The sequence below is a fragment of the Achromobacter sp. 2789STDY5608621 genome (assembly GCF_001299375.1).
Taxonomy (GTDB): domain Bacteria; phylum Pseudomonadota; class Gammaproteobacteria; order Burkholderiales; family Burkholderiaceae_B; genus Achromobacter; species Achromobacter insuavis.
In genome coordinates, this window is the sequence record NZ_CYTU01000004.1 from 58,681 (window position 1) to 81,433 (window position 22,753).

21 protein-coding genes are annotated in these 22,753 nt (G+C 69.7%); 10 read left to right on the forward strand and 11 right to left on the reverse strand.

Going from position 1 to position 22,753, the window contains the following annotated elements; genetic code table 11:
* Window positions 1–178: 178 nt before the first annotated feature.
* From AOZ53_RS06090 to AOZ53_RS06105, 4 genes are all read left to right on the forward strand, one after another.
* On the forward strand, window positions 179–2,881 hold the full coding sequence (locus AOZ53_RS06090) for a penicillin-binding protein 1A (protein WP_054487266.1): 2,703 nt from the start codon (window positions 179–181) through the stop codon (window positions 2,879–2,881).
* A 150-nt stretch (window positions 2,882–3,031) separates the two neighbouring features.
* Window positions 3,032–3,547 carry a sigma-70 family RNA polymerase sigma factor gene (locus AOZ53_RS06095; RefSeq protein WP_054487268.1) on the forward strand — a complete coding sequence of 172 codons (516 nt, stop codon included), beginning with the start codon at window positions 3,032–3,034 and terminating at the stop codon, window positions 3,545–3,547.
* A complete protein-coding gene (locus AOZ53_RS06100) occupies window positions 3,534–4,532 on the forward strand; it encodes a FecR domain-containing protein (protein WP_054432317.1) in 999 nt (332 codons plus the stop codon). Before AOZ53_RS06095 ends, AOZ53_RS06100 begins: the two co-directional genes overlap by 14 nt.
* Before the next feature lie 143 nt (window positions 4,533–4,675).
* The gene (locus AOZ53_RS06105; RefSeq protein ID WP_156333286.1) at window positions 4,676–7,162 is read left to right on the forward strand and encodes a TonB-dependent siderophore receptor; all 2,487 of its coding nucleotides are present in this window, start codon (window positions 4,676–4,678) and stop codon (window positions 7,160–7,162) included.
* A gap of 31 nt (window positions 7,163–7,193) precedes the next feature.
* Here AOZ53_RS06105 and AOZ53_RS06110 read toward each other — a convergent pair whose 3' ends face one another.
* Window positions 7,194–7,913: a metallophosphoesterase gene (locus tag AOZ53_RS06110; protein ID WP_054487270.1), complete on the reverse strand. Its 720-nt coding sequence runs from the start codon at window positions 7,911–7,913 to the stop codon at window positions 7,194–7,196.
* A gap of 187 nt (window positions 7,914–8,100) precedes the next feature.
* Between AOZ53_RS06110 and AOZ53_RS06115 the strand changes: the two genes are divergently transcribed.
* Together AOZ53_RS06115 and AOZ53_RS06120 are read left to right on the forward strand one after the other, a co-directional pair.
* Window positions 8,101–9,276 carry a PepSY-associated TM helix domain-containing protein gene (locus tag AOZ53_RS06115; RefSeq protein WP_054474747.1) on the forward strand — a complete coding sequence of 392 codons (1,176 nt, stop codon included), beginning with the start codon at window positions 8,101–8,103 and terminating at the stop codon, window positions 9,274–9,276.
* A complete protein-coding gene (locus tag AOZ53_RS06120) occupies window positions 9,273–9,470 on the forward strand; it encodes a hypothetical protein (RefSeq protein WP_054474748.1) in 198 nt (65 codons plus the stop codon). The genes AOZ53_RS06115 and AOZ53_RS06120 overlap by 4 nt, the downstream gene beginning before the upstream one ends.
* A gap of 30 nt (window positions 9,471–9,500) precedes the next feature.
* Here AOZ53_RS06120 and AOZ53_RS06125 read toward each other — a convergent pair whose 3' ends face one another.
* On the reverse strand, window positions 9,501–10,328 hold the full coding sequence (locus AOZ53_RS06125; protein ID WP_054487272.1) for an aldo/keto reductase: 828 nt from the start codon (window positions 10,326–10,328) through the stop codon (window positions 9,501–9,503).
* 281 nt (window positions 10,329–10,609) lie between these two features.
* On the opposite strand from AOZ53_RS06125, the gene AOZ53_RS06130 reads away from it, so the two are divergent.
* Complete coding sequence (locus tag AOZ53_RS06130) at window positions 10,610–12,412, forward strand: ABCB family ABC transporter ATP-binding protein/permease (protein WP_054487274.1); 1,803 nt, start codon at window positions 10,610–10,612, stop codon at window positions 12,410–12,412.
* Window positions 12,413–12,463: 51 nt separating this feature from the next.
* Window positions 12,464–12,850 carry a Rieske (2Fe-2S) protein gene (locus tag AOZ53_RS06135; RefSeq protein ID WP_054432323.1) on the forward strand — a complete coding sequence of 129 codons (387 nt, stop codon included), beginning with the start codon at window positions 12,464–12,466 and terminating at the stop codon, window positions 12,848–12,850.
* 26 nt (window positions 12,851–12,876) lie between these two features.
* Here the strand turns inward: AOZ53_RS06135 and AOZ53_RS06140 are convergent, their stop codons facing one another.
* Window positions 12,877–13,863, reverse strand: a complete 987-nt coding sequence (locus AOZ53_RS06140; protein ID WP_054432324.1) for a bile acid:sodium symporter family protein — start codon at window positions 13,861–13,863, stop codon at window positions 12,877–12,879.
* Window positions 13,864–13,971: 108 nt separating this feature from the next.
* On the opposite strand from AOZ53_RS06140, the gene AOZ53_RS06145 reads away from it, so the two are divergent.
* Complete coding sequence (locus AOZ53_RS06145) at window positions 13,972–14,814, forward strand: LysR family transcriptional regulator (RefSeq protein ID WP_054474751.1); 843 nt, start codon at window positions 13,972–13,974, stop codon at window positions 14,812–14,814.
* A 61-nt stretch (window positions 14,815–14,875) separates the two neighbouring features.
* On the opposite strand, the gene AOZ53_RS06150 is transcribed toward AOZ53_RS06145, so the two are convergent.
* From AOZ53_RS06150 to AOZ53_RS06185, 8 genes are all read right to left on the reverse strand, one after another.
* Window positions 14,876–15,406, reverse strand: coding sequence for an OsmC family protein (locus tag AOZ53_RS06150; protein ID WP_054474752.1), 531 nt, complete (start codon window positions 15,404–15,406; stop codon window positions 14,876–14,878).
* Window positions 15,407–15,476: 70 nt separating this feature from the next.
* Window positions 15,477–16,910, reverse strand: coding sequence for a c-type cytochrome (locus tag AOZ53_RS06155; protein ID WP_231690576.1), 1,434 nt, complete (start codon window positions 16,908–16,910; stop codon window positions 15,477–15,479).
* Entirely contained in the window at window positions 16,904–17,701 is a 798-nt protein-coding gene (locus tag AOZ53_RS06160; RefSeq protein ID WP_054432327.1) for an ABC transporter ATP-binding protein, read from the reverse strand. Before AOZ53_RS06160 ends, AOZ53_RS06155 begins: the two co-directional genes overlap by 7 nt.
* On the reverse strand, window positions 17,695–18,714 hold the full coding sequence (locus AOZ53_RS06165; RefSeq protein ID WP_054432328.1) for an ABC transporter permease: 1,020 nt from the start codon (window positions 18,712–18,714) through the stop codon (window positions 17,695–17,697). Before AOZ53_RS06165 ends, AOZ53_RS06160 begins: the two co-directional genes overlap by 7 nt.
* Window positions 18,701–19,732 (reverse strand): ABC transporter substrate-binding protein, encoded by a 1,032-nt coding sequence (locus AOZ53_RS06170; RefSeq protein ID WP_054487276.1) that lies wholly within the window; start codon window positions 19,730–19,732, stop codon window positions 18,701–18,703. The genes AOZ53_RS06165 and AOZ53_RS06170 overlap by 14 nt, the downstream gene beginning before the upstream one ends.
* 176 nt (window positions 19,733–19,908) lie before the next feature.
* Window positions 19,909–20,229 carry a hypothetical protein gene (locus tag AOZ53_RS06175; protein ID WP_054432330.1) on the reverse strand — a complete coding sequence of 107 codons (321 nt, stop codon included), beginning with the start codon at window positions 20,227–20,229 and terminating at the stop codon, window positions 19,909–19,911.
* Between the two features lie 147 nt (window positions 20,230–20,376).
* A complete protein-coding gene (locus tag AOZ53_RS06180) occupies window positions 20,377–21,255 on the reverse strand; it encodes an N-formylglutamate amidohydrolase (protein WP_054487278.1) in 879 nt (292 codons plus the stop codon).
* 3 nt (window positions 21,256–21,258) lie between these two features.
* On the reverse strand, window positions 21,259–22,248 hold the full coding sequence (locus AOZ53_RS06185) for a Bug family tripartite tricarboxylate transporter substrate binding protein (protein WP_054474756.1): 990 nt from the start codon (window positions 22,246–22,248) through the stop codon (window positions 21,259–21,261).
* Window positions 22,249–22,396: 148 nt separating this feature from the next.
* Between AOZ53_RS06185 and AOZ53_RS06190 the strand changes: the two genes are divergently transcribed.
* Window positions 22,397–22,753: LysR family transcriptional regulator (locus AOZ53_RS06190; RefSeq protein WP_156333302.1), on the forward strand; the 357-nt coding region annotated here is incomplete at its 3' end.

Here is a 22,753-nt window from a genome sequence, read left to right on the forward strand (position 1 = left end):
ATACATTTCAGCGCGCGCTTGCCATGTCGCGCTGCGCGAAACCCGCGCAGCGCGTATGCTCAAACCCGTCCCCATATCCTTGACCCACCCGCCGGTTCCTCCCCGCGGGCAAGTTTGGTTACCGAAACCTTCCGGCGCCGTCGCCGGTCTATAGCGTTCTGCCCTAGAATCGCCTGCAATGAGCACCCCCCAGCAATCCTCCGCCACCCCGGGCGGCAAATCGGGCTTTCCCTGGAAACGACTCCTCGTCAAAGCCGCCGTCGCCGTCGCCGGCCTCGGTGTCTGCGGGGCGGTCCTGGTCGGCCTGGCGCTGGCGATCGCCTGGCCCAGCCTGCCGGACCTGCACGCCATGACCGACTACCGGCCGCGGGTGCCGCTGCGCATCTACACCGCCGACAAGGTCCTGATCGGCGAATACGGCGAAGAACACCGCAACGTGCTGCGCTTCGATGAAATCCCGCCGGTGATGCGCCAGGCGGTGCTGTCGGCCGAGGACGACCGCTTCTACCAGCACGGCGGCGTCGACTGGATGGGCATGGTGCGCGCGGTGCTGGTGAACCTCGTCAAGCAATCCAAGACCCAGGGCGGCAGCACCATCACCATGCAGGTGGCGCGCAATTTCTACCTGTCGTCCGAGAAGACCTATTCGCGCAAGTTCTACGAACTGCTGCTGACCTACAAGATTGAATCCGAGCTCACCAAGGACCAGATCCTTGAGCTCTACATGAACCAGATCTACCTGGGCCACCGCGCCTATGGGTTCGCCGCCGCCTCGCGCACCTACCTCGGCAAGCCGCTGTCCGAAGTGACGCCGGCCGAGGCCGCGATGCTGGCCGGCATCCCCAAGGCCCCATCGCGCTTCAACCCCATCACCAACTTCCCGCGCGCCGAGATCCGCCAGCACTACGTGCTGGGCCGCATGAAGACGCTGGGCTACCTGACCCCGGAACAGGCCGACGAGGCCCTCAAGCAGCGCCTGGTCATCCGCGGCGCCGACGGCTCCAGCACCCGCGGCTTCGCCATCCACGGCGACTACCCGGCCGAACTGGCGCGCCAGCTGATGTACGGCGTGTTCCAGGAGCAGACCTACTCCAAGGGCATCGACGTCTACACCACGATCGACTCCAAGGACCAGGAAGCCGCCTACCGCGCCGTGCGCGATGGCGTGATGGACTACACCCGCCGCGCGCCCTACCCCGGCCCCGAAGACCAGATCGAACTGCCCGACGGCGTCGAGAAGGACCCCGCGGCGCTCGACGACCTGCTCGACGGCGTGCAGGAAAAGACGCCCGACAGCGAAGACCTGCTCGCCGCCGTGGTGCTGGCCGCCAGCCCGCAGGAAGTGACCGTGGCCCGCAGCGCCCGCGACATCATCACCATCTCCGACAAGAAGGCGCTGTCGGTGGTGGCGCGCGCGCTCAACCCCAAGGCCAGCGACAGCCAGCGCATCCAGCGCGGCTCGGTGGTCTACATCCACAAGAACGGCGACGGCTGGGAAATCATCAACATGCCGGCGCTGCAGGCGGCGCTGGTGTCGATGGTGCCGCAGGACGGCGCCATCCGCGCCATGATCGGCGGCTTCGACTACAACCGCGGCACCTTCAACCGCGTCACCCAGGCCTGGCGCCAGCCGGGCTCGAACATCAAGCCGTTCGTCTACGCGGCGGCCCTGGAGCGCGGCCTGACGCCCGCCACCCAGATCTCCGACCAGCCCTTCATGCTGACCGCCGCCCAGACCGGCTCGAAAGACTGGCAGCCCAAGAACGACGGCAACCGCTACGAGCCGATGCTGACGCTGCGCCAGGGCCTGTACAAGTCCAAGAACATGGTCACCATCCGCATCCTGCAGGCCATCGGCCCGCAGTACGCGCAGGACTACCTGACCCGCTTCGGCTTCGACAAGGCCCGCTGGCCGGCGGTGCTGCCGCTGGGCCTGGGCGCCGGCGGCGCCACGCCGCTGCAGGTGGTCAACGGCTACAGCGTGTTCGCCAACGGCGGCTACCGCGTCACGCCCTACCTGATCGACAAGGTCACCGACCGCTCGGGCAACGTGCTGATGCAGGCGCAGCCGGTGGTGGCGGGCGACGCCGCCGCGCGCGCCATCGACCCGCGCACCGCCTGGGTCATGGACGACATCCTGCGCGGCGTCACCACCAGCGGCACCGCGGCGCGCGCGCACCAGGTGCTCAAGCGCAACGACATCGGCGGCAAGACCGGCACCACCAACGAAGCGGTCGACGTCTGGTTCTCCGGCTTCACCCCCACCCTGGCCACCACGGTCTGGATGGGCTTCGACCAGCCCAAGTCGCTGGGCACCAACGAATTCGGCAGCGGCCTGGCGCTGACCACCTGGCTCGACTACATGCAGCCGGCCCTCAAGGGCGTGCCCGAGACCAAGCCGGCGCCGCGTCCCGACGGCCTGCTGGTGGACAACGGCGAATACTATTTCAACGAATTCCCGCCGGGCCAGGCGGTGGCCTCGCTCGACCTGTCCAGCGGCGACCCGCTGACCGACTTTCTCAACAACAACCGTTCCACCGACGGCGTCGACAACTCGGTGCGGCCCCTGCCCGCGCCGGGCGCGACGCTGCCGCCGGCGACTCAGCCCCAGGCGGGCGCGCCGCAGCAGGCGCCCGCACAGCCGGCGTCCGCACAGCCGGCGCCGGGCCAGCAGGCCCCGGTGGCGCAGCCGATTCCGATCCCGGCCGCCGGCAGCGGCACGCTGGGCGGCGCCTTGGGCGGCGCTTCCGGGGGCAACCCGGGCGGCGACGGCGGCAACACCCCGATCCCGCCGATCCCGGTGCCGCGCGTCGACGCCGACATCCCCGCCCGCGCCAGCGCCGTCAACGGCACCGGGCCGCTGGCCGCGCGGCCGCTCTAGTCTCCCCGATCCTCCTTCGGGCCCGTCCAGCACGGGCCGATCCGCCCGGGAAAGACCGGCTTGCCGGCGCGCGCGCGGATCAACTATGATCCGGAATAATTCGCATTCCGGATCATGGAATGCGCCGCGCCAACGCCACGCCAGTCCATCATGTCCGCGACCGGGACCTCCCCCCAGCCCATCGAAGTGCTTTACGGTGACCACCACGGCTGGCTGCGTGGCTGGTTGCGCAAGCGGCTGGGCAACGCCTTCGACGCCGCCGATCTGGCGCACGACACCTACGTCCGCATCCTGGCCTCCGGCGCCACGCCGCAGCCGGACCAGTCCCGCCGCCACCTGACCCAGATCGCCAACGGCCTGCTGATCGACCTGTACCGCCGCCGCGGCATCGAGGCCGCCTACCTCGAGGCCATCGCCGCGCTGCCGGTGGCGCTGGCGCCGTCCGAGGAAGTCCGCGCCCTGGCGGTCGAGGCCCTGATCGAAGTCGACACCATCCTGCACAAGCTGCCGCCCAAGGTCCGCATGGCGCTGCTGCTGTGCAAGCTCGACGGCCTGAGCTACCGCGAGATCGCCGAACGGCTGCACGTGTCCGTCTCCTCGGTCGAGAAGTACGTCGCGGCGGCGCTGCTGGCGTGCTACCAGGCCCTCTACGATGGCGCGTACTGACGCGGCCGCCGGCCAGGGGCCGGCGATCGATCCCGCGGTCGTGCGCCGCGCCTCGGCCTGGATGGCGCGGCTGTGGTCGGGCGAGGCCAGCGCGGCCGACCGCGCGGCCTGTGACGCCTGGCTGGCCGCCCATCCCGACCACCTGCGCGCCTGGCGCCGCCTGCAGGTCATGGACGCCAAGCTGGCCGGGGTCTCCGAGCCGGCCTCCCGCACGGTGCTGCTCGACGCCCGTCCGCAGGCCTATGCCGCGCGCCGCAAAGCGCTGCGGACACTGGGCATCGCGGCGGCCGCCACCGCCGGGGCCACCCTGCTCTGGCGCGAAAGCGGGCGCTGGGGCGTGCTGACCGCCGACCACCGCAGCGCCGTCGGCGAGATCCGCGACATCACCCTGGCCGATGGCTCCCGCGTCGTGCTCGACAGCGGCTCGGCCATCGACGTGCGCTTCGATCGCCACGAGCGCCGCATCCTGCTGCTGGCCGGGGAAATCCTGGTGTCGACCGCTGTCGATGCCCAGGACAGGCCGTTGCGCGTGCAGAGCCGGCAAGGCATGGTGCAGGCGCTGGGCACCCGCTTCACCCTGCGCGACGCCGGCCCGCAGGCGCACCTGGCGGTCTACCAGGGCGCGGTCGACGTTTATCCCGGCGCGGCCACCCAGGCGGTCCTGCGGGTGCATGAGGGCGAGCGCACGCGCTTCGACCCGCAGCGCGCCGAACCGCCCGCCGCGGCGCGCGAGGCCGACGCCGCCTGGACGCGCGGCGTGCTGCTGGCCGAGGACATGCGGCTGGCGGACTTCACCGCGCGGCTGGCCCGCTACCGCAGCGGCTTCCTGCGCTGCGACCCGGCCGTCGCAGACCTCCGCGTCACCGGGGTCTTCCCCCTGCGCGACACCGACCGCGCCCTGCACAACCTGACGCTGGGCGTGCCGGTCGACATTCACACGTTCAGCCGCTATTGGGTCACCGTCGGCCCCAGGGCATCACGCTAGGGCGCATCGACCGCCAGAAGCGCCCCGCGCAAGCCCTGGCCCCTGTTGCAATTTTTGTTGGCGCGGCATTGAGGAAATCGCCCGCTCGTCCGGAAGACATAGCAGTCGCAACACTTTCTTCCGTACTTTCTGGGATCGACCCGATGGCGAGCCGCCACCTTTCCTCTCCGTTCCGCATCACCGCGCCCCTCTCCGCGCGGCCCACCGCCCCCCGCCTGCTCCCGCGCCGCACCGCGCTCTGCCTGGCGCTGGGCGGCGCCCTCCTGGCCACCTCGCCGGCGCCAGCCCAGGTAGCGCCTGCGCCCGCCGGGGCGCAGACACCGGTGCGCACCTACCAGATCCCATCCGGTCCGCTCGACCAGACCCTGACCCGCTACGCCAGCGAAGCGGGGATCGAGCTGTCGGCCGACGGCGCCCTGACCCGCGGCAAGACCAGCCCCGGCCTGACCGGCGCCTATTCCGTGCAGGACGGCTTCGCCACCCTGCTGCAGGGCCAGGGCCTGCGCGTCGTGCGCGGCGCCAACGGCGCCTATACGCTGCGCCCGGCGCCCACCGCCGACAGCCCCGCCACGCTGCCGGCGGTCACCGTCACCGGCCGCCCCGAGACGGCCTGGAGCCCGGTGGACGGCTATGTGGCCAGCCGCAGCGCCACCGGCACCAAGACCGACAGCAGCATTCTCGAAACGCCGCAGTCCATCTCGGTCGTGACGGCGGACTTCATCCGCGAAACCGGCGCCTCGCGCCTGAAGGAAAGCCTGGCCTACACCCCGGGCATCAACACCCTGCCATGGGGCGCCGACACGCGCTTTGACTGGACCATCATCCGCGGCTTCGATGCGCAGACGCCGGGCTATTACCTGGACGGCCTGCAACTGCGCAACAACAACAGCTGGGCGGTATGGCAGACCGAGGTCTACGGCGCCGAGCGCATCGAACTGCTGCGCGGCCCGACCTCGGTGCTGTACGGGCAAAACGGCGCGGGCGGCATGATCAACGTCGTCAGCAAGCGCCCCACCGAAGAACCGCTGCACGAGCTGGAAGCGCAGGTCGGCGACCATTCGCGGCGCCAGGTGGCGGGCGATTTCTCGGGCCCGCTGGATGACAACGGCAAGGTGCTCTACCGCATCACGGGCCTGGCGCGCGACGCCGAGCTGCCCGCCAGCGGCCTGCCCAACGACCGTTTCTTCATCGCGCCGGCGCTGCCCCTCAAGCCGTCGAGCGACACCACCCTGACCCTGCTGTCGCACTATCTGCGGGTGCGCGACGGCAGTTCCTACGGCAGCTTTCCCGAGATCGGCACGCAGCTGCCCAATCCGAACGGGAAATTCTCGCGCAATACCTATGTGGGCGAACCGGGCTTCGACCGCTTCAACCAGGAACAGTGGATGGTCGGCTATCTGCTGGAACACCGCCTGAACGACACCTGGACCGTGCGCCAGAACACGCGCTACGGCTACACCAGCGTCGACTACCGCCAGGTCTACGTGCGCGGCGGCTTCGCCACGGTCAACCCCGCCAACCCGGACGACCCCGCCAACTTCCGCCTGCTGGAACGGTTCCCGTTCGGCAGCCAGGAAAACGCGCGGCTCTTCACTATCGACAACCAGGCGCAGGCCAAGGTCGCCCTGGGCGACTGGACCCACACCTTCCTGTTCGGACTGGACTACCAGCGTTCGCGCAATTACCAGCGCACCTACAACGACGGCGTGGTCGCGCCCATCGACGGCTATTCGCCGTCGTACGGCAGCCCGGTCGAGACCGCCGCGCCCTGGTTCGACGCCACCACCCGGCTGGCCCAGACCGGCTTCTACCTGCAGGACCAGATCAAATGGGGCAACTGGGTGACCACGCTCGGCGGCCGCTACGACAAGGCCAGCGCGGACGTGGACAGCAACATCGACGGCTCCCGCACCAAGATCTCCGAGCACCATTTCAGCAAGCGCGCCGGCCTGGTCTACCTGCATCCGAGCGGCATCGCGCCGTACTTCAGCTACGCTGAATCGTTCTCGCCCACCGCCACCATCGACCCGGTGACCAACAACCCGATGCGGCCGGAAACCGGGCGCCAGTACGAACTCGGCATCCGCTACGAGCCGCCCGGCGGGCGCAGCCGCTACAGCGCGGCGGTGTTCGACCTGCGGCGCCACAACTACATCACCTATACGCCCGAGTTCCTGCCCAAGCAGACCGGCGAAGTGCAGGTGCGCGGCCTTGAGCTGGAAGCCGCATTCCGGCCGCTGCCGCAGATGAACGTGGTGGCCGCCTACACGTACACGCCCAAGGCCGAGGTCACGGCCAGCAGCACGCCCAGCGAAGTCGGCAAGCAGATGCAGGCGGTGTCGCGCAACCAGATCGCGCTGTGGACCGACTACCGCTTCGCATCCGGCATCAAGATCGGCCTGGGCGCGCGCTACACCGGACCGAACTGGGGCTACCAGGAGTCGGCCGCCCAGAAGCTGCCGGGCTACACGCTGTTCGACGCGATGATCGGCTACCAGGTACAGGGCTGGAACCTGGCGCTGAACGTGCGCAACCTCGGCAACAAGACCTATCTCAGCAATTGCAGCGCGGGCGCCTGCCGCTATGGCGATCAGCGCACGGTGCTGGCGACCGCGACCTACCGCTGGTAGGCGCGGCCGGATCGAGCGCGCGCGGCCCGCGTCAGCGGACCGCTTCCGTATCCGGCTCGGTCACCACCGCGCACGGCCAGGCCTGCAGCGTTTCCAGGTCGAGGAAGGTGAAGTAGCCGTCCTTCCAGCCCTCGGTATCGATGTGATAGACGTTGCCCAGCGCCAGCGGCGCGGCCACGGGCGTGTGGCCCGCCACCACGGCGCGCACGCCGCGCACGCCGGTGCGGTCCAGTTGCCGCAGCCGCTCGCGCGACCACTGGCAGGCCGCGCTGGTGCGCTTGTAGCGGTCCTGCAGCGCCGATTCCAGGCGCGGCCAGAACAGCACCGGGCAGTCCGCGTGCAGCAGCCCCACCGGGCCCGCCGAGGTTTCCACCTCGATCGCGATGGGCAGTTGCCCGAAGGCCTCGGCGTAGACCTGCTGGCGGTCGGCCGGCAGGTCCAGGAACCAGCCGCCGCCGTAGCCGCGCCAGTTCACCACGTCCACCTGCCCGGTGCGCACGTGACGCACCGCATAGTCCTCGTGGTTGCCCTGCACCGCGAAGAACCAGGGCTGCGCCAGCCAATCCAGCGCGGCCTCGCTCTCCGGCCCGCGGTCGACCAGGTCGCCGACGGAAAACAGCCGGTCGCGGCTGGCGTCGAACCCCATCCGCCCCAGGCTGTCCTGCAGGCGGGTAAAACAGCCGTGCACGTCGCCCACCGCGAAATCGCGGCCCTGCTCGTTGCGCGGCACTTTCAGAAAACGTTGCTGCATGATGATCCAGCCCGCCCAATCGGGCCCATGTTTCTTTTTAACCCGCTTTTATCAGTCCCCGATTACACCGGGCTTTCACGCGCGATCTCATGAACGGCGTTACGAGAATAGCTATTATTCGTGATAATGTTCCGTCTTTCCCAAAATCCAACCTGAAGGGGGCCGCGCGAGCCGCCCCGCCGTCGCCATGACCGCCGCCTCCACCATCAAAACCTGGTACCTGGTCCACAAGTGGACCAGTCTGGTCTGTACGATCTTCCTGCTCATCATCTGCCTGACCGGGCTGCCCCTGGTGTTCCACCACGAGATCGAACACTGGCTCGACGACGCCAAGCCGCTGTCCGACGTGCCCGCCTCGACGCCGCCGGCCAACCTCGACAAGCTGGTCACGCAGGCCCGCTCGATGTACCCCGGCGAAGTCGTCGACTACCTGTTCTTCGACCCCGACGAACCCCAGGTCTACGTCGGCATGGCCAAGAAGCCCGGCGACGGCCAGGTCTCCGGCCACGCCGTGCGCATGGACGGCCGCACCGGCGACGTGCTGCTCGACGGCCCGCTCTACACCCAGGACCGCTTCTCGTTCATGGGCATCATGCTGTCGCTGCACGTCGACCTGTTCGCCAGCCTGCCGGGCGAACTGTTCCTGGGCTTCATGGGGCTGCTGTTCTGCATCGCCATCGTCTCGGGCGTGGTGCTCTACGGCCCCTTCATGAAGAAGCTGGAATTCGGCACCGTGCGCGCCGGCCGCTCGACCCGCCTGAAGTGGCTCGACCTGCACAACCTGCTCGGCATCGTGACCCTGGTGTGGGCCTTCGTGGTCGGCTTCACCGGCGTCATCAACGAGCTGTCCACGCCGCTGTTCCGGCTGTGGCAATCGACCGAGCTGGTGCGCATCCTCGAACCCTACAAGGGCCAGGGCGTGCCGGCCGAACTGTCCTCGGCCCAGGCCGCGGCGGACACCGCCCGCAAGGCCCTGCCGGGCAACGAAGTGTCGTTCATCGCCTTCCCCGGCAACGCCTTCGGCAGCCCGCACCACTACATCGCCTGGATGCGCGGCGCCACGCCGCTGACCTCCAAGATGAACACGCCGGTCCTGATCGACGGCCGCAACGGCGAACTGACCACCGTCGCCAAGATGCCGTGGTATCTGACCGCGCTGGAGCTGTCGCGTCCGCTGCACTTCGGCGACTACGGCGGCCTGCCGCTGAAGATCATCTGGGCCGTGCTCGACCTGATCACCATCGTGGTGCTGGTCAGCGGCCTCTACCTGTGGCTGGCGCGCCGCCGCGCCACCGAGGCCCGCATCGCCGAGCTGGTGCGCAAGCACCAGGCCGCCGCCACCCCGCAACGGAGCCCCGCATGAGCAAGAAATCCTCCCGCGGCTTCCTGTTCGTCTGGGGCGTGCCGATCCTGCTGGGCGTGCTCAGCGTCTTCGGCCTGCTGGCCGCGCTGCTGGGCACCGGCGGCTGGCACTGGGCCTCCTGGACCGCGCTGACCATCCTGCTGGTGGTCATCGTGCGCTACTGGTTCTTCCCGCCCGCGCAACCCGACGCGTAGCGAGCCGGCGGCCCGCGGCCGCCGCGCGCCTCACTTGCCGAACTTCTCCGGATCGGGCCCCAGGCGGGCCCCTTCCTTGATGGCGTCGATCGCCGCCATCTCCGCGCTCGACAATTCGAAATCGAACACGTCGATGTTCTCGCGGATGCGCGCCGGCGTCACCGACTTCGGGATCACGATCAGGCCGTGCTGCAAGTGCCAGCGCAGCGTCACTTGCGCCGGCGACTTGCCGTGCTTGCGCGCCAGGTCCACGATCGTCTTTTCCTTGGTGACCCCGCCCTGCGCCAGCGGGCTCCACGACTCGGTGGCGATGCCGTGCTTGTCATGGAAGGCGCGCAGCTCGCGTTGCGCGAAGCCCGGGTGCAGTTCGATCTGGTTGACCGCCGGCGTCACGCCGGTGGCGTCGATCAGGCGCTCGAGGTTGGCCCGCGTGAAGTTGGACACGCCGATCGAACGCGCGCGGCCATCCTCCTTCATCTCGATCATCGCGCGCCAGGCGTCGACGAACTTCTCGCTGCCCGCCACCGGCCAGTGGATCAGGTACAGGTCCACATAGGCCAGGCCGAGCTTTTCCAGGCTATCGTTCATGGCCTCGTGGGCCGAATCGAAGCCATGCCTGTCGTTCCACAGTTTGGTCGTGACAAACAGATCCTTGCGCGCCACGCCCGCCGCGCGCAGGCCGGCGCCGACGCCGGATTCGTTGCCATAGATCGCGGCAGTGTCCACCGAACGGTAGCCCGCCGCCAGCGCCTCCTTGACGCTGGCGGCGGCCTGCTCGTCCGGCACCTGCCAGACGCCCAGGCCCAATTGCGGAATCTTGCTGCCGTCGTTCAGTTTGACTGTGGGTACCTTCGCCATATGACCCTCCGAAGCTTGCAACGCAACACTTGCACGGCGAAAACGCGCCAGGTCGCGCGACCAGGAATGCTGCCGGGCGTACGCCTGGTCGACAGTGGATGACGGGCCCGCCCTGCTGCGCCCGCATGCGAAAACCGGATGGAAAACCCCCGGGAGCGGCCTGCGCGTGGCCCATCCGTCCCAGGGGTTTTCAGTTAAATAATAGCGCCGGTGCCGGATAATCGCCTCCATACCCGGCCCGCGCCCCGCGCGGGCCCACGCCATTTGCCCTTGCCGCCCCTATGACAACCCCTGACTCCCGCACGCCCGGCCGTGGCGGTTTCGCCACGCTGCGCACCCTGTTTCCCTACCTCTGGCCGCCCGGCCAGACCGGCCTGAAGGCCCGCGTCGTCGCCGCGCTGCTGTGCCTGTTCGCCGCCAAGGCGGCCACCGTCTACACGCCGCTGCTGTACAAGCACGCCATCGACGCCCTGGGCCAGGGCGCGCCGGGCAGCGTGACCGTGCCGCTGGGCCTGATCCTGGCCTATGGCAGCGCGCGCGTTCTGTCCCTGTTGTTTTCCGAATTGCGCGACGCCCTCTTCGCCCGCGTCGGCCAGCACGCCATCCGCTCGGTCGGCCTGCGCATCTTCCGCCACCTGCACGGCCTGGCGCTGCGTTTTCACCTGACGCGCCAGACCGGCGGCCTGACCCGCGCCATCGAGCGCGGCACCAAGGGCATCCAGACGCTGCTGTCGTTCCTGCTGTTCAACATCCTGCCGACCTTCTTCGAGATCGGCCTGGTCTGTATCGTGCTGTGGAAGATGTTCGACGCCTGGCTGGCGCTGGCCACGGGCGCCACGGTGATCCTCTACATGGCCTACACGCTGGCCGTCACCGAATGGCGCGCCAAGTTCCGCCGGCAGATGAACGAAACCGACTCCGAGGCCAACACCAAGGCCATCGAGAGCCTGCTGAACTACGAAACCGTCAAGTACTTCGGCAACGAGGAACACGAAGCGCGCCGCTACGACGCCTCGCTCACCCGCTACGAACGCGCCGCCGTGCGCAGCCAGGTCAGCCTGTCGATCCTCAACGTCGGCCAGGCCGTCATCATCTCCGCCGGCCTCACGCTGGTGATGTGGATGGCCGCCAACGGCATCGCCGAGGGCCGCTACACCCTGGGCGACTTCGTGCTGGTCAACACCTACCTGCTGCAGCTGTACTCGCCGCTCAGCTTCTTCGGCTTCATCTACCGCGAGATCAAGCAAGCCATGATCGACATGGAGCGCATGTTCGAGCTGCTCGGCCAGGACCGCGAAGTGGCCGACCGGCCCGGCGCGCAGCCGCTGCGCGTGGCCGGTGGCGAAGTCGAGTTCCGCGACGTGCGCTTCGGCTACGACGAGCGCCGGCCCATTCTCAAGGGCGTGAGCTTCACCCTGCCGGCCGGCAAGACCGTGGCCGTGGTGGGCACCTCGGGCGCGGGCAAGTCCACCATCGCGCGGCTGCTGTTCCGCTTCTACGACGCCGACGCCGGCGCCATCCTGGTCGACGGCCAGGACATCCGCGACGTCACCCAGGCCAGCCTGCGCGCCGCCATCGGCGTGGTGCCGCAGGACACCGTGCTGTTCAACGACACCATCCGCTACAACATCGGCTACGGCCGGCCCGGCGCCTCCGACGCCGAGATCGAGCACGCGGCCCGGCTGGCGCACATCCACGACCTCATCATGGCCATGCCCGACGGCTACCAGACCATGGTGGGCGAGCGCGGCCTCAAGCTGTCCGGCGGTGAAAAGCAGCGCGTAGCCATCGCCCGCACCCTGCTCAAGGACCCGGCCATCTTCCTGTTCGACGAAGCCACCAGCGCGCTCGACACCCGCACCGAACGCGACATCCAGACCAACCTGCGCGAGGTCAGCCGCGGCCGCAGCACGCTCATCATCGCCCACCGCCTGTCCACCGTGGCCGACGCCGACGAGATCATGGTGCTGGAGGATGGCCGCATCGCCGAACGCGGCCGCCATACGTACTTGCTGGCCGCGGGCGGCCTGTATGCCGCGATGTGGGCGCGGCAGCAGGAAAACACCGCCGCGCCGGCCGATTGACAAGCCCCGCCCCCTGACCCAAGATCGCACCCTTTGATTCCAAGGCCTTCCATGCAGGATTCCCGTATCGCTCCCGAAGTCCGCGTCTGCGCCGCCACCGACCTGGTCAATGGCGGGCTGGGCGTCAAACTGCCGGTCTCCGACAGCGCGGGGCAGACCACGGCGTTCTTCGTGCGTTACCAGGACCGGGTCCATGGCTATCTGAATCGCTGCGCCCACGTGGGCGTCGAACTCGATTGGGAAGGCAGCTTCTTCACGCGCGCCGGCGACCTGATCATGTGCGCCCGCCACGGCGCCACCTATCAGCCCGATACCGGCCTGTGCGTGGGCGGCCCCTGTAAGAACGGCCGCCTCACGGTGCTGACGGTGCAGGAGCGCGACGGCGCCGTCTACTGGCAACCCAGCGGCAAGATCCAGCCGCTCGCCAGCGGCGGCTGACCCGTCAGGCGGGGGCCGCCGCGGCGTCAGGCGCGGGCCGGCGCGGCCGTCTGCGCCGGCTCGGCGCGATCGGCATAGCGGCGCGCCAGCACCGCGCAGACCATCAGCTGCATCTGGTGGAAGATCATCAGCGGCAGCACGACGATACCCATCTGCGAGGTGCCGAACAGCACCGTGGCCAGCGGAATGCCGGACGCCAGCGACTTCTTCGAGCCGCAGAACACCAACGTGATCTCGTTTTCCTTGGACAGCCCCAGCTTGCGGCTGCCCCAGGTCGTGATCAGCAGCACCGCCCCCAACAGCAGCGCATTGACCAGCACCATGGTGGCCAGGTCGATCGCCGGGAACGCGTGCCAGATGCCCTGCGCCACCGCTTCGCTGAACGCGGTGTAGACCGCCAGCAGGATCGAACTGCGGTCCACCTTCGACAGGACGCGGCTGTTGCGCTGCGCCCAGGCGCCGATCCACGGCCGCAGCAGGCTGCCCACCGCGAACGGCAACAGCAATTGCAGCAGGATGCGGCCGGCGTCGGCCAGGCCATGGCCGCCGCCCTGGCGATGCAGCAGCACGGCCACCAGCAGCGGCGTCAGCACCGTGCCCAGCAGGTTGGAAGCCGTCGCCGCGCAGATGGCGCCCGGCACGTTGCCGCGCGCCATCGAGGTGAAGGCGATGGACGACTGCACCGTCGACGACAGCGTGCACACGAAGATCACGCCCAGCCACAGCGCCGGCGTCAGCAACCCGGGAAACAGCGCCCGCAGCGCCAGCCCCAGCGCCGGGAACAGGATGAAGGTGCAGCCCAGGATCAGCGCGTGCAGCCGCACGTCCTTGACGCCGGCCACGATCGCGTCGGTGGACAGGCGCGCGCCATGCAGGAAGAACAGCAGCGAAATGGCCAGGTTGCTGGCCACCATCATGAACGACGCGCCCTTGCCCACGGCGGGAAAGAAGCTGGCGAACGCCACGGTGGCGATCAGGATGAGGGTGAACTGGTCGGGCAGGAAGCGGCGCATGGCGGGAAGTTTCCGGGAAGGTCGCGGAAACTATAGGCGCGGCGCTTGCTATCGTGAAGGCCACTGGTTACTTTAACTGCTATCGGAATTCCCTATAGGCAGGCCGCCATGCTCAATCCGCTCTGGCTCAAGACCTTCGCCGCGGCCGCCGCCTCGCCCAGCTTCAGCGAGGCCGCGCGCCGCCTGGGCCTGACCCAGCCCACCGTCAGCGAGCACATCCGCCAGCTGGAGCTGGCGCTGAACCGCCGCCTGTTCCTGCGCGACACCCACTCGCTGGCCCTGACCAGCGACGGCCGCAGCCTGCTGGTGCACGCCGAGATCATCCTCGACGCGCACGAACGCGCCGAGCGGCTGTTCGACGCCCCGCGGCTGCGCGGCCGCGTGCGGCTCGGCACCTCCGACGACCTGGCGATGGGGCCCTTGCCCGACGTGCTGGCCGCGTTCCGCCAGGCGCATCCCGAAGTGGAGCTGGACATCACCATCGGCGTCACCAGCGATCTCTACCGCCTGCTCGACGACAACGGCCTGGACGTGATGATCGGCAAGCGCCGCCGCGGCGACCGTCGCGGCCAGACCCTGCACAAGGAAGCCCTGCTGTGGCGCGCCAAGGAAGGCCTGCGCCTGGCGCCCGACGCGCCGCTGCCGCTGATCCTGCTGCGCGAGCCCAGCGTCACCCGCACCCTGGCGCTGGACGCGCTGGCGCGCGCCGGCCGCAGCTGGCAGATCGTCTGCACCAGCACCGGCTACGCCGGCTGCCAGGCGGCGGCCCGTGCCGGCCTGGGCATCACCGTGCAGCCCTCGCACCTGTCCACCGCCGGACTGGCGGCGCCGGCCGGCGCGCTGGCCCTGCCGGCGCTGCCGCAGGTGGAGTTCATCGTCATCTCGGCGCCCGCGCCCAACAAGCCCACCCGGGCGCTGACCGAGATCCTGATGCGCAGCTCGCTGACCTGAATCCTGGCCCGTCGGCCGGGCCGCCTGACGCGCCAGCGCGCGCGGTGCGAATGGCCGCCGCTCAAGCCCCCGGCCGCGTATGCCGCACGCTGCCTTCCAGCGGCTGCGGCTGCTTGAGCAGGTTGAGGATCGGGCACCACTGCTCCACCGCCTCGTGCACCGCCCGCACCGCCTGCGGATCGGCCGGCGACACGATGTGCGCCGTATAGCGGATGTTGTGCGGGAAGAACGGCACCTTCTCGTAGCCCGGCTTGCCGCCGCGCGGATCCAGGTCGCCTTCGATCTCGACCTCCAGCGATTCCAGCGGCAATTCCAGCTCGGCCGCCTTGATCAGGAAGATATGCGTCAGGCAACTGCCCAGCGACCCCAGCAGCAGTTCCGGCGAACTCGGCCCCAGGTCGTAGCCGGCGAAATCCGCCGGGCTGTCGCTCACCACCTGATGGTCGCGGATGCGGATGCGGCGCACGCCGCTGCGCCCTTCGGCGCTGACATGCGCGCGCAGCTTCACCGGCGTCACCGTGCCCGGATCACGCGCATTGCGCGCCAGCACCGCCTCGCGCTTCTGGCCCAGGTATTCATTCAAGGTACTCATCTTGCCTGCCTCGCGTTAGTGAAAGGGAAAGGAAAAAAGGTGCCCGGCCGCCACGCCGGGCGATGGCGCATCACTGCCTGCGCCGCGTATCCGGAATCTCGATGGGCGCGCGATCCATCGCCAGCAGCAGCGCGCCCAGCCCCTGGGCCGAAGCGTTCTCCATGCGGCCGCCCGGACCGCAGACGTTGTCGGCGCTGGTCCAGGCCGGCGCCGCGCCCGGCAGCCGTCGCGCCCGCAGCCAGCCGCGCCGGTCCACCATGAACTGCGCGCCCGCCAGGTCAGCCGGCGCCACGCCCGCGGCCAGCGCATAGGCCTCCCATGCCGCCGCGTCCGCCGCCACGCAATCGGCGTCCGCCGCCGGCGCGCCGCCGCGCGTCAACGCCACGGTCAGCAGGCGCGGATCCTGCGGTTCCGGCGGCGCGCCAGGAGCGAAGGCCGCCACCCGCACCGGCAGGCCACGCAGGCCCGACAGCGTGGCGGCGCGGCCGTCGCGGCAGGTCAGCGCCACCACCGGCGCCGGGATCGCCGGCATGCCCGCGCCGCCGCCGGCGCCGTAGGCCTGCAGCCGCAGATAATCCAGCACCTGCCAGATCTGGTCCGGCGTCAGCGCCTCGCCCGGCGCCTGCATCGCGCCGCCGTGCGCCGTCCCCTCGCGCGCCAGGCGCGCATACAGCTCGCCCTCCAGGCGGTTGTCGAACAGCGCCGCCCCCAGCACGCTGGGCCAGGCGGGCAGACCGGCCGCGAGCACGCCGCGGCCATCCGCCCGCGCACCGTGGCAGGCGGCGCAATGCGTCTGGTAAAGACGCGCGCCCCGCTGCAGGTTGTCATCCGAAAACACCAGCGGCGACCGCTGATAGGACGTATGCGTCGCCTCCGTCAGCAGCAGCCGCGGCGCCGGCCAACTGGCGCTGGCCAGCAGCCCCGCGGCGGCCGTCAGCAACACCAGCCGGCCACGCCGCGCGAACAGGGCCGCGGTCAACAACGCCAGCGCCAACAGCGTCAGCCCCAGCGCCAGCCACAGGCGGCGCCAGGTATGGCCACTGACCGGCAGGTCGGCGTCGTAGCGCCAGGCGAACGGCCAATGCGCGATCGCCAGCGCCTCGTCCGGCTGCCAGGCGATCGCCGCGGCCAGCAACGCCGCCAGCAGCGCCAACGCGCCCAGCAACATGGACCCGGCCCGGCGCCACGCGGGCCGCGCCGCGCGTTCGGGCGCGCGGCTGTGCAGCCAGGCGGCGGCCAGCGCCGCCAGCAACAGCACCGCCGCCGCGGTCAGCGCCAGGTGTCCAAGCCGCGACCCCAACAGCCCCGGCGCGCCCAGCGTCCGCTGCCAGCCCAGCGCCACCACGCCGATCGCGGCCGCCAGGGCCAGCGCCGCCAACCCGGACAACGGCAAGCCAACCGCGATCGCATGGCCGTCCGGGCGCCGGCGCGCGGCGGCCAAGCACGCCAGCATGCCGGCCGGCGCCGCCGCGACGGCCAGCGCCAACCCCGCGTTGCTCACCACGTCGCATCCAGTCCCAACAGCGCCAGCGCGCGGCGGCGCAACTCGGCCAGGCGCGGATCGCCGCGATGGCGCGGATACGGCAGGTCGTTGACGATCTCGTCCTTGATCCGCGCCGGCCGTTCGCTCAGCACGATGATGCGCGACGCCATGAAGAGCGCCTCCTCCACGTCGTGCGTCACCAGCAAGGCGGTGAAGCCGCTGCGCTGCCACAGTTCCACCAGCTCGGACTGCATCGCGATCCGCGTCAGCGAATCGAGCTTGCCCAGCGGCTCGTCCAGGATCAGGATGCGCGGATCGTTGACCAGCGCGCGCGCCAGCGCCGCGCGCTGCGCCATGCCACCCGACAGCTGGTGCGGATAGGCCTGGCCAAACGCCGTCAACCCGACGCGCTGCAACGCGTCATCGACCCGCCCGCGCTCGGTCTTGAGCAGCCCGCGCGCCTGCAGGCCCAGCGCCACGTTGTGCCACACCGTGCGCCAGGGATAGAGCGTCGGATCCTGGAACACCACGATGCGCGACGGCGACGGCCCGTCGATCGGCTCGCCATCGGCCAGCAGATCGCCCTGCGCCGGCGGCTCCAGCCCCGCCACCAGCCGCAGCAGGGTCGACTTGCCGCAGCCGCTGGGGCCCAGCAGCGCGACGAACTCGCCGGGCCGCACCTCCAGGTCGATATCGTCCAGCACCGGCAGCGCCGCGCCATCCAGGTCGAAGCGATGATTCACGCCCCGCACCGCCAGCGCCGCGCCGCGCGCCGCGCCGGCCGTTCCCGCGTCCTGCGGCGCCGCTACCATTTCACCACTCCCTTCTGCCACGCCAGCAGGCGGTCGCGGCCCACGAACAGCAAGGTGATCAGGCCCGAGAACACCAGCGCCATCACGATCAGCGCGCCGTATAGATTGGCGTACGAAGCCCAGCCCTGCGCCCACGACAGGTACCAGCCCAGCCCGGATTTGACGCCCATCATCTCGGCCGCCACCAGCACCGAGAACGACGCGCCCAGGCCCATGAACAGGCCGACGAACACCTGCGGCAACGCCGCCGGAATCGCCACCCGCAGTACCAGGAACCACTCGCTCGCGCCCAGGGTCCGCGCCACGTCGTAATAGGCGCGGTTCACGCCGGCCACGCCCGACCACGTCAGCACCGTGACCGGGAACCACGTCGCCAGCGCGATCAGGAACACCGCCGCCGACCAGCCCGACGGAAAGAAGAAGAACGCCATCGGCAGCAACGCCGTCGACGGCACCGGCCCCAGGAACCGCAGCACCGGATGCACCCAGTACCCCAGGCCGCGCGACCAGCCGATCGCCACGCCCGTCAGGAAACCGGCCGCCGCCCCCAGGCCGAAGCCGTTGAACAGCAGCCAGAGCGAATTGCCCAGGCTGTCCGCCAGCCGCTTGTAGTCGGTCACGTAGACTTCGATCAGCGACTGCGGCGGCGCGAAGAACGGGCTGGGCAGCCACGCCAGCTTGGCCGTCGCGATCTCCCACGCCCCCACCGCCAGCGCCAGCAGCACCAGCCACGGCCCGCCGCGATGCAGCGCCCGCACCGGCCGGCGCTGGCCGGCGCCGGCCACCGCCACCAGCAGCAGCAACGCCGCCAGCGCCAGCGCCGCGATGCCGAATTCCCGCGTATAGCCCCACGAGACGAACCCCACCTCGACATTGGGCCAGCGCAGCGTCACCGCGCCCACCGCGGCCCACAGCGCGGCCGCGACCACGCCGGTCTTCCACAGGCGCCACGGTTGCGCGACGGCCGGCGCGCCGCGCAACCCGCCCGCCGCCAGCGCGTCAGCCGAGGACATTGGGCACCACCGCTTGCGCGTACTTGTTGATGTCGAGATTGGCGCTCAGCACCTTGATCGTCTTCAGATCCTTGGCATAGCCCACGATCTCCTCGCGCAGCGCCGAGCCGGTCGACGCATGGCCATGGCTGTGGCTGCGCAGGATCGCCGCCACGCGCTCGGCCGGCACCTTGCCCGGCACATACGGCGCGAAGATGCGCGCGGTCTCGTCGGGATTGGACGCGGTCCAGCGCTGCGCGTCGATCACCGCGCGCGTGATGGCCGCGGCCGACTCGGGGTCGTTGCGCACCAGGTCGCCGCGCAGGCCCAGCACGCAGCAGGTGCGGTTCTCGTAGTCGCCCTCGATGTTGGTGGCGATCTCGCGCAGCTTGTTGTCCTCGCGCAGCGTGTAGATCAGCGGATCGTCGCCCGCGATCGCATCAACCTCGCCCTTTCTCAGCACCTCGCCGAACAGATCCTGCGGATACTGGCGCCAGTCCACCGATTCCGGGTCGATGCCCAGCTGCGCCACGCGGATCGCGAAGAAGTTCTTCACCGGGCTGGCCTGGTCCGACACCGCGACGCGGCGGCCCTTCAGGTCCTGCACGCTCTTGACCGGCGAATCCGCCGCCGTCAGCAGCCGCATGCAGCCGCCATGCGTGCCCACCGCCAGCTTGACGTCGAAGCCCTGCTCCAGCGGCTTGAGCCAGCGCAACGCCATGCCGATGCCGCCATCGGCGTGGCCGGTGGCGATGGCTTCGAGCAATTGATCGGTGGAGCCGCTGAAATTGATGCGCTCGACCTTGAGGTTGTACTTGTCGAAGAAGCCGCGCTCCAGCGCCACCGAAACCGGCGACTGACACACCGCGGTCTGGCTCCATGCGATCTTGTAGGTGCGCGGCGCGCCATTGGCCGCCAGCACCCGCGATCCCAGCATGCCGAGCGGCGCGGCCAGGCCGGCCAGGGATGCCGCGCGCAGCAACGAGCGGCGCGAAATACCGCGCGCCGGATTGGCGCGCGTTTGGACGTTCGTATTCATCAACCTTCCTTTTGAGCAGACTGTGAATGGCGATGCTTGCCATGCGGCATCATCGGCCCGTGCTCAGGCGTTCGACAAATACAAAGTGGGGATAACAATATGGGCGGCGGCCGCGCCGCCAGCGCGCATCGGGACGCGCAAGCAGCCTGCCGGGCCGCCCCGGCCCACGGACGGCGTCAGTCCGGCAGGTGATCCGGCACGCCGTGCTCATCCACGGACTTGACGCGATCCAGCGCGTTGCGCGCCGCCGACATCGCTTCGACCGCGCCGCGAAAACGGCGCGTCACGAAAATCTCGAAGGCCAGGCTTTCCGGTTCATCCGCGTCATCCTGCGTCTCGCCGTCCTCGACCTGATCCGCTTGCGGCGCGGGCTTGGCCGCGGCATCGCCCTTGGCCGGCAACCGTCGGGTTTCCAGGAAGGCGCGCGCCGGAATCCGCCCCTCGGGTTGCGTCGCGTACGCCACGACGGAAAAACCATTGATGATCTTCTCGGCCATACCGGTTTCCTTTAGGCTGCGCCAATCGGCGGCGCAGCTCGTTGTTAGCGACAACGGCCCGCCACCCGGAAACTTAAGCGCATGCGCGGCGGCCGCGATTGATACACATCAATCGCGGCCGCGCAACCACACAATATTCAACCGAGTCTATTTTGTCGACGATAGCGCCGCCGTGCGCGACTGCACATACCGCGCCACCTGCGCCAACACCTGCGACAGGTCCGCGCGCAACGGCTCGAAGCCCGCGTTGCGCTCGCGCGTGACCTCGTCCATGTACAGCGGGCGCCGGATCTCGATCTGCAGGCTGTGGCGGTTCAACGCCGGCTGGCCGATCTGCGCGATCAGCTGCACGCCCTTGTAGGGATCGTTGCGCGCCACCGTGTAGCCGCGGTCGCGCAGCGCCGTCTCGATCAGCGCGATGAATTCCGGCTCACAGGTGGTGCCGTCGCGATCGCCCAGCACGAAGTCCGCCAAAGGATGCGCGCTCTCGCGGCCCAGCCGCTCATACGCATCGTTCGGCATCGAATGCAGGTTCAGGTGCCAGACCGCGCCGAAATCGCGTTGCGCCTGTTCGATGGCCTGCGCCAGCGCCGCGTGGTACGGCTCGTAGTACGCCTGGATGCGGTGCCGCACTTCCTCGAGCGTCAGCTTGCGGTCGTAGATCGGCGTGGCCTTGTCCATGCGGCGCCAGATCAGGCCCTTGCCCAGGCGCGTCTTCTCGCCGGGGTCGAGCGGCTCCGGCCACGGCTCGGCCAGCAGCTCCGGATCGAGATCGCGCAGCGTGCGGTTGGGATCGATGTAGACGCGCGGAAAGTGCGCCGCCACCAGCGTGGCGCCCAGCGCCGGCGCCGCCGACCACAAGGCGTCCACGTGCGTGTCCTCGCCCTGGCGCAACTGCGCCAGGCTGGCCGCGGCGCCGAAATCGGCGGGGTATTGCTCGCCGCTGTGCGGCGAATCACACACCAGCGGCAAGGCGGGCGCGGTCGGGGCGTGCACGGAAACGGCTTGGAAGTCGGCGTTTGTCATCGTTCAGTCAGCCTGGATGTTGGCGGCCTTGGCGACTTTGGCGTAGCGCGCCAGGGCCTGTTCGATCTGGATCTTGAATTCCTGCGGCGTGGTCGGCATCAGCGTACCACCGACGTCCTCGGCCTTCTTGCGGAATTCGGGATCCTGCATCGCCGCGCGCACGGCCTGGTTCAGGCGCTCGATCACCGCCGGCGGCGTGCCGGCCGGCGCCACCAGGCCGAACCAGCCGCCCGTGCCCATGTCGGGGTAGCCCAGCTCGATGTAGGTCGGCACGTCCGGCAGCAGCGGCGAACGCTCGGCGCCCAGCACCGCCAGCGGCCGCAGCTTGCCACCCAGCACCTGCGGCAGGGTCGAGGACAGATTGTCGGTGATCGCGTCCACCTGCCCGCCCATCACGTCATTGAGCGCCGGGCCCGCGCCGCGGTACGGCACGTGCAGCAGCTTGATGCCGGCCAGCATCATGAAGTTCTCGATGTTCACGTGGCCCAGCGAGCCCACGCCCGGCGAGGCAAAGCTGTACTTGTCCGCCTGGCCCTTGGCCAGGGCGACGAACTCGGCCATGTTCCTGGCCGGGATCTGCGGATTGATCGCGAAGATGCTGGGCACGGCCAGCACATTGGCCACCGGCTCGAAGTCCTTGAGCGGGTCGTAGTTCATCTTGCGGTAGACCGCCGGATTGGAGCCGTGCGTGCTCATCGTCGCCATGCCAATGGTGTAGCCGTCGGCGGTCGAGCGCGCCACCTGCTCCATGCCGAGCGAACCGCCCGCGCCCGCCTTGTTCTCGACCACGATGGTCTGCTTCAGGTCGCGGCCGGCGTACTCGGCCACCAGGCGCGCCACGATGTCGGTCGAACCGCCCGCGGCGAACGGCACCACCAGCTTGATGGGACGGGAAGGATAGTCGGCGGCTTGCGCCGGGCCGGCGAAAGACAGCGCGGCGCAGACGCCGGCAAGCGCGATGCGCGCGGAACAGCCGAAAAAGCGGCGGGACATGGAGCGACTCCGGGAAAGGTGCAGGTCTTGCTGCGAGGCCGCCAGTGTCCGAACTTTACGATCCGCTTTCAAACGACTATATTGCACGCCTTCATTACCAACGCTCATGCTGAAGCCGCGCCCGCGGCCTCCCGGAACCCGCCGCGCCATGCGCCTGCATTCGCCGTCCATGTCCGAGTTGCACGCCTTCATGACGGCGGCGCGCCTGGGCAGTTTCACCCTGGCGGCCGAAACCCTGTGCGTGACCCAGGGCGCCGTCAGCCGCGCCATCGCCCGCCTCGAAGCCCATTTCGGCCAGCCGCTGATGCGCCGCAACGCCCACGGGCTGACCCTGACCGAGACCGGCCGCAAGCTCTACGATGGCGGCCTGGCGCCGCTGCAGGCCATCGAGGCGCTCAGCGCCGAACTGCGCGCCGATGACCGCCGCCTGCGGCTGACGCTGTCGAGCGTGCCGACCCTGGCAAGCGCCTGGCTGGTGCCGCGCCTGCCCGACTTCCATCGGCGC